Raw genomic sequence first — 5941 nt, forward strand, 5'->3', positions numbered from 1 at the left:
GGAATAAACGGGGACTGTCTCCTGTTCGTACGCCGAGGACAGCATCGCGCACGCAACAGGAGGCACCCCGGTGGACGAGATCCGAGGCACCGAGCAGGGCACCGCACCCGCACCCCTCTCCGTACTGGACCTGGTCACGGTGGGCGCGGGCCACACCGCCACCGAGGCCCTGCGGACCAGCGTCGAGCTCGCCCGCCTCGCGGAGTCCCGGGGCTTCCACCGCTACTGGGTGGCGGAACACCACTCGATGCCGGGCGTGGCATCGTCCTCACCCGCGGTGATCCTGGCCCATCTGGCCGCCCACACCCAGCGCATCCGGCTGGGCTCGGGCGGCGTCATGCTCCCCAACCACGCCCCCCTTGTGATCGCCGAGCAGTTCGGCACGCTGGAAGCCCTCGCGCCGGGCCGCGTGGACCTGGGCCTGGGCCGCGCCCCCGGCACGGACGGGGCGACGGCGGCGGCCCTGCGCCGCACGGACCGGCTCAACGAAGGCGCCGACGACTTCCCCGAGCAGCTCGCGGAGCTGACCCGCTTCCTGGACGACGACTTCCCCGCAGGCCACCCCTACGCCCGTATCCACGCGGTCCCCGGCCCGGTCCAGTCGACCTCCCCCGGCGGCGTGCAGTCCCCGCACCGCCCCCCGGTCTGGCTCCTCGGCTCCTCCGGCTTCAGCGCCCGGCTGGCCGGCATGCTCGGCCTCCCCTTCGCCTTCGCGCACCACTTCTCGGCCCAGAACACGATCCCGGCCCTGGACCTCTACCGCGAGTCCTTCCGGCCGAGCGCCGTGCTGGACGCCCCCTACGCCCTGATCGGCGTCTCCATGCTGGCCACCGACGACGAGCGGGAGGCCCGCCGCCAGGTCCTGGCCATGGGCCTCAACATGGTCCGCCTGCGTTCCGGCCGCCCCGGCCTGTTCCCGACCCCGGAGGAGGCCGAGGCCCACGAATTCAGCCCGATGGAGCGGGAGTTCGTCACCTCCTGGAACGCCAACGTCATCCACGGCACGGCGGACGAGGTCCGCGCCGGCCTCGACGACCTCCACAAGCGCACCGGCGCCGACGAGTTGATGCTCACCTCGCACGCCCACGACGGCGACCTGCGGCTACGCTCGTACGAACTGATCGCGGACGCCTACGGGTTGCCGAAGGGGCCGGAGTCTCAGGCCTGAGCGCAGGTCGCCGTCAAGAGTGCGGAGATACGATCCGGCGCCACCGGGCGGGAGTACAGCCAGCCCTGCCCGGTGTCGCAGCCGATGCCGCGCAGCCGGGAGGCCTGGGAGGCGGTTTCCACGCACTCGGCGGTGACCGTCAGGCCCAGCCGGTGGGCGAGTTGGATGAGGGCCTCGACGATGACCTCGTCGGCGGGGTTGGGGTGGGCGTCGGTGCCGTCGCGGTTCTCGTACTGGAAGCCGCGGACGAAGGAGCCGTCCAGCTTCAGGACCGAGACCGGCAGGCGGCTGAGGTAGGCGAGGTTCGAGTAGCCGGTGCCGAAGTCGTCGATGGCGATGCGTACGCCCATGTCGCTGAGGGCCTGCAGGGCCTGGAGCGGCCGGCCGGCCGACCCCATCACCGCCGACTCCGTGAGCTCCAGCTGGAGCAGATGCGGGGCGAGGCCGGTCTCCGCGAGGATCTCCGCCACGTCCGCGACCAGGTCGGAGTCCCACACCTGCCGTACGGCGACATTGACGCTGACGAAGATCGGCGCCGCGTCCGGGTGGTCCAGCTGCCAGCGCCGGGCCTGACGGCAGGCCGTGGCCAGCACCCAACGGCCGAGCTGGACGATCGAACCGTTTTCCTCGGCCAATCCGATGAACCGATTCGGCGTCAGTGTTCCGAACTGCGGATGGTTCCAGCGGACCAGCGCCTCGACCCCGCGTACGCCACCGTCCTCCATACCCACCAACGGCTGGTACTCCAGCGCGAATTCGTTCCGTTCGATGGCCGCGCGGAGCGTGGAGGACAGTGCCTGGCGGGTCATCCGGTGGGCGTTGCGCTCCGGGTCGAAGAGGGTCCAGCGGCCCTTGCCGTCCGCCTTCGCCCAGTACAGCGTCGTGTCGGCGGCCTGCATCAGACCGGTCGCGCTGGTCCCGGCGGCGCGGCGCTCGACCACGCCGATGGACGCGGAGAGGGACAGCCGCTGGCCGGCGAGGTCGAAGGGGGCCTGGAGCGCCTTGAGGACGGACTCCGCCAGTTCGGCCAACTGGTCGGTCCCCGTGGAGTCCTCGACGAGCAGCGCGAACTCGTCGCCGCCCAGCCTGGCCACCAGGGGAGTGGTCGCGCGTGTGTGGCCCGCCTCGTCGGCGCAGCGCGTCAGCCGCTCGGCGACGGCCGCGAGAAGGCGGTCGCCCACACGGTGGCCGAGCGTGTCGTTGACCGCCTTGAAGCCGTCCAGGTCCAGAGAGCAGAGCCCGATCCGGCCGGTGCCGCCTTCCTCGTACGCCTCCGCCTCCAGGGCGGCCGAGAGCCGCTCGAAGAACAGCGTGCGGTTGGGCAGCCGGGTCACCGGGTCGTGCATCTGCAAGTGCCGCAGCCGCGCCTGGAGTTCACGCCGGGCGCTGATGTCCGTGATGGTCAGCAGTACCGCCCGCTCCTCGGGAGGCAGCGGCGCGACCGTCACCTGGACCCAGAGCGAGTGCCCGTCGGGGTGCTTGACGCGGCGCGTGCAGCGCAGCCGGGCCTGGCGCCCGCGCAGGACCTCGCGGTACGCGTGCCAGGTGCGGGCGTCGGACGCCAGGTCCACCAGATCTGCGGCGATCCGCCCGGTGAGCGCGTCGGTGCCGAGCAGCGCGCCCATCGACTCGTTGGCGGTGACGATCAGACCCTCACGGTCGACGACGGCCATCGGGAGCGGCGCCGCCGCGAAGGCCGCCTGGAACGTACGGGGAGACGTCCCGTCAGGTGGGGTGAGGGTGGGGGTCGGAGGGGCGGTGGGGGCGGCGGACCCGGGCGTGTCGGGGGGAGTTTTCACCGGGGCGTACGCGCCGTGTGAGGCACCTGAGGCGACGGTTGCGCCGGAAGGAGACTCGCCTGAGACGGATGTGCCGGGAGGAGACCCGGCGGACGTACGAGAAGGCGTACGTAGAGATGTGCCAATGTGACGCTCTGTGACGGCCGGCCGGACGAGGTCTGCCGCGGGCGCCGGCCCTTCGGACGTTCCGCTCACCGCTCGCTCCCGCAGTGCACTCGTTCTTCGTATGGGTCTCTCGGTGTGGTCGGCCGGTGCTGGACGGCCGCACAAGCCGTGTCCGTGCAGGAAAGTGTGCCGATCATAGAGGCTGGTCTCGAGGCCTTCCAGCCACTGTCCAGTGTCCCGGAACAACCGCCGGTTCTGACAGATCGTTTCTGCCTGCATATGGGCCGGATCCTTCGCCCGCCGACCGCATGTGACGTTCCGTGAGTATATCGGGGTGTTGGCGGCCAGTGGCCCCTCACCCTTCTGGTGCAGACAAACAGGGCGAAGTACTACAAACTAACCCAGGCTGGGTGCGGTGTCCCGAAAACCGCATCCGGAGGTCGACGTGCCGCGTCAGCTCCCCCCGAGGGGTCCCGCCCGTGACATGCCGCGGGGGAGGGGTCTTGCTCGTGAGGTCCTGCGGGGTCTGGTCCGTGAGGGGGTGGCGCCCCACTGGCGCAGCGCCGCGGCGGTTTTCACCTCGATGGCCGCACTGGTGGCGACCTCCCTGGTGACGGGCCCCGCACTCGCCGACCCCCTCTTCGCCCCCTGCGCCCTGAAGCGGACCGGGGCCCACCACTCGGAGGGCCTCGACACCTGGAACGCCGCCTACCCGCGCCCCACCCGCCCCCTCGACGCGCTCCTGGTCTTCCTGTCCTTCCCGGACTCCCTCCCACGCACCACGCCCACCGAACTGACCGCCGACTACTTCCCGGACACCAGCGCCTTCTTCGAACGCGCCTCCTACGGCAAGTTCACGCTGCGCCCGCGCCCGCAGCGCGACTGGATCCACATGCCGCACACCTCCACCTCGTACGCCATACAGCGTGACTGGAACGCGGCGCAGCGCTCCGCCTATCTGCGCGACGCGATCGCCGCGGCCGACCCGTTCGTGGACTTCTCGCGGCACGACATCGTCTACTTCGTGGCCGATCCGGACGCGCCGGGCGTCGACTCCGACGCGACGAAGGTGGTCAACCTCGACACCCCCATCGAGGCCGACGGCGACGACATCCGACGTGTCGTCACGGTCTTCGAGAAGCACCCGCCGGACCGCCTCGTCCTCGCCCACGAGACGGGCCACGTCTTCGACCTGCCCGACCTCTACCACCGGCCCACCGACGGCAAGGGCGACTGGGACACCTACGTCGGCGACTGGGACCTCATGGGCAGCCAGTTCGGCCTCGCCCCCGACCTGTTCGGCTGGCACAAGTGGAAACTGGGTTGGCTGGAACCGAGTCAGGTGGAGTGTGTGCGGGGGCGGGGGGGCGTGTGGTTGACGTTGGAGGGGTTGGGGGCGGGGCCGGCGGAGGCGCTCACGGGGAGCGCGGGGGCGCAGGCTTCGGGGGCGGGCGTTTCTGAGGCGGAGGCCTTTGATGCGGGCGTTTCTGGTGGGGCGGGTGCTGTGGGCTCGGGTGTGCGGACGGACGCCTCGGGTGCGTGGGGGGACGGCTCGGGTGTGCGGACGGACGGCTCGGGTGCGTGGGGGGACGGCTCGGGTGTGCGGACGGACGGCTCGGGTGTGGGGGCGGACGGCTCGGGTGTGCGGGCGTATGGCCAGGATGGCGGTCAGGCGTTCGGTTCCGGTCGCGGGGTCAAGCTGGCGGTCGTCCGCACGGGTGCCGACAGCGCGCTCGCCTTCGAGGTGCGCGGCTCGGCGGGCAACGACGGCACGACCTGCACGGAGGGCGTCCTCGTCTACCGCGTACGCAACGCGCCCGCGTCCGGCGGCGGCCCGATCGAGGTCGTCGACGCCCACCCGCACTCGGAGTCCTGCTGGGGCGACTCGGTCTACCCGGCGCTCGCGGACGCGCCGGTGGGGCTCGGTGAGAGCTTCACGGTCCCCGACGCGGACGTACGCGTCGAGGTGGAGGGCCGGACGCCTTCGGGCGCGTGGACGGTGAAGATCACGACCGGCTGAGCACGCCGCCCGCTGCCGCGCCGCGTACGCAAGAAGCCCCTCGCTCTCGCGAGGGGCTTCTCACCGTCTGTGCGCCGCCAGGGACTCGAACCCCGGACCCGCTGATTAAGAGTCAGCTGCTCTAACCAACTGAGCTAGCGGCGCCTGCTGACGTCGTAGACCTTAGCATCCTGATCGGCGGGAGGAAAAATCGATATGCGGACCGCGGCCGACACCGCCGCCCGGGCCGCCCGGACGGCTGCCCAGAGCAGGATCTCGGGGCCGGGAAGCCACGGCTGCCGGGTGTCGGGGGCGACGAGCCAGCGGGATTCGGGTCGTGCGGCGGGTGCGGACGCGGGGTCCGTGCCGAGGGGCGGGACGGTCACCGCGTCGCCGGTGCCGTGGCAGAGCAGGGGCGGGATCGCGCCGCTGGAGCTCCAGTCCTCCCACTCCACGAGGGACGGCAGTCGCTGAGCGGTGCCCGGTGCACTGAACAGCAGAATCCGCCCGCGGTATGCGGCCGCCGGTCCCGAGCCCGGCCCTTCGTCCCACAGCCGGTCGAGCATGCGCCGGCCGAAGATCGCGGGAGCGTTGATGACGTCGAAGGCGGTGCCGCAGGGCAGGACGACCGGGGCGGTCGGTCGCTCCTCCCAGAGGGTCCGCGTACTCCGCGGATACGCCCCTGCCGAGGCGAGCCAGGCGACCCCCTCGGCGGAGGAGATGCTTGCCGGGTTCCGTGTGCTGCTCATGACGATGAGATCTACCGTGGGTGAGCGTGCCGCCTCCGTGGGTTGCCGAAAACCGGGACAGGAGGGGGTGGGGCGGAGTATTTTGCCCCGCTGGCATATGCCGAAAGATCTTCTGAGGTTT

Annotated in this window: 4 protein-coding genes and 1 tRNA gene; 2 read left to right on the forward strand and 3 right to left on the reverse strand. The window is 71.4% G+C overall.

Annotation, left to right across the window (positions count from 1 at the left end; translation table 11 throughout):
• Window positions 1-70: 70 nt before the first annotated feature.
• The gene (locus ACX28W_RS43460) at window positions 71-1168 is read left to right on the forward strand and encodes an LLM class flavin-dependent oxidoreductase (protein WP_459005616.1); all 1098 of its coding nucleotides are present in this window, start codon (window positions 71-73) and stop codon (window positions 1166-1168) included.
• On the opposite strand, the gene ACX28W_RS43465 is transcribed toward ACX28W_RS43460, so the two are convergent.
• Window positions 1159-3162, reverse strand: a complete 2004-nt coding sequence (locus tag ACX28W_RS43465; RefSeq protein WP_459005617.1) for a putative bifunctional diguanylate cyclase/phosphodiesterase — start codon at window positions 3160-3162, stop codon at window positions 1159-1161. The two genes, ACX28W_RS43460 and ACX28W_RS43465, sit on opposite strands and share 10 nt — an antisense overlap.
• Window positions 3163-3556: 394 nt before the next feature.
• On the opposite strand from ACX28W_RS43465, the gene ACX28W_RS43470 reads away from it, so the two are divergent.
• Window positions 3557-5092: a M6 family metalloprotease domain-containing protein gene (locus tag ACX28W_RS43470; RefSeq protein WP_459005618.1), complete on the forward strand. Its 1536-nt coding sequence runs from the start codon at window positions 3557-3559 to the stop codon at window positions 5090-5092.
• A gap of 70 nt (window positions 5093-5162) precedes the next feature.
• Here ACX28W_RS43470 and ACX28W_RS43475 read toward each other — a convergent pair.
• Window positions 5163-5236 (reverse strand) — tRNA-Lys (locus tag ACX28W_RS43475).
• Entirely contained in the window at window positions 5227-5820 is a 594-nt protein-coding gene (locus tag ACX28W_RS43480) for a bifunctional DNA primase/polymerase (RefSeq protein WP_459005619.1), read from the reverse strand. The genes ACX28W_RS43475 and ACX28W_RS43480 overlap by 10 nt, the downstream gene beginning before the upstream one ends.
• Window positions 5821-5941 lie beyond the last annotated feature (121 nt).

The sequence above is a fragment of the Streptomyces sp. SD15 genome (assembly GCF_054462255.1).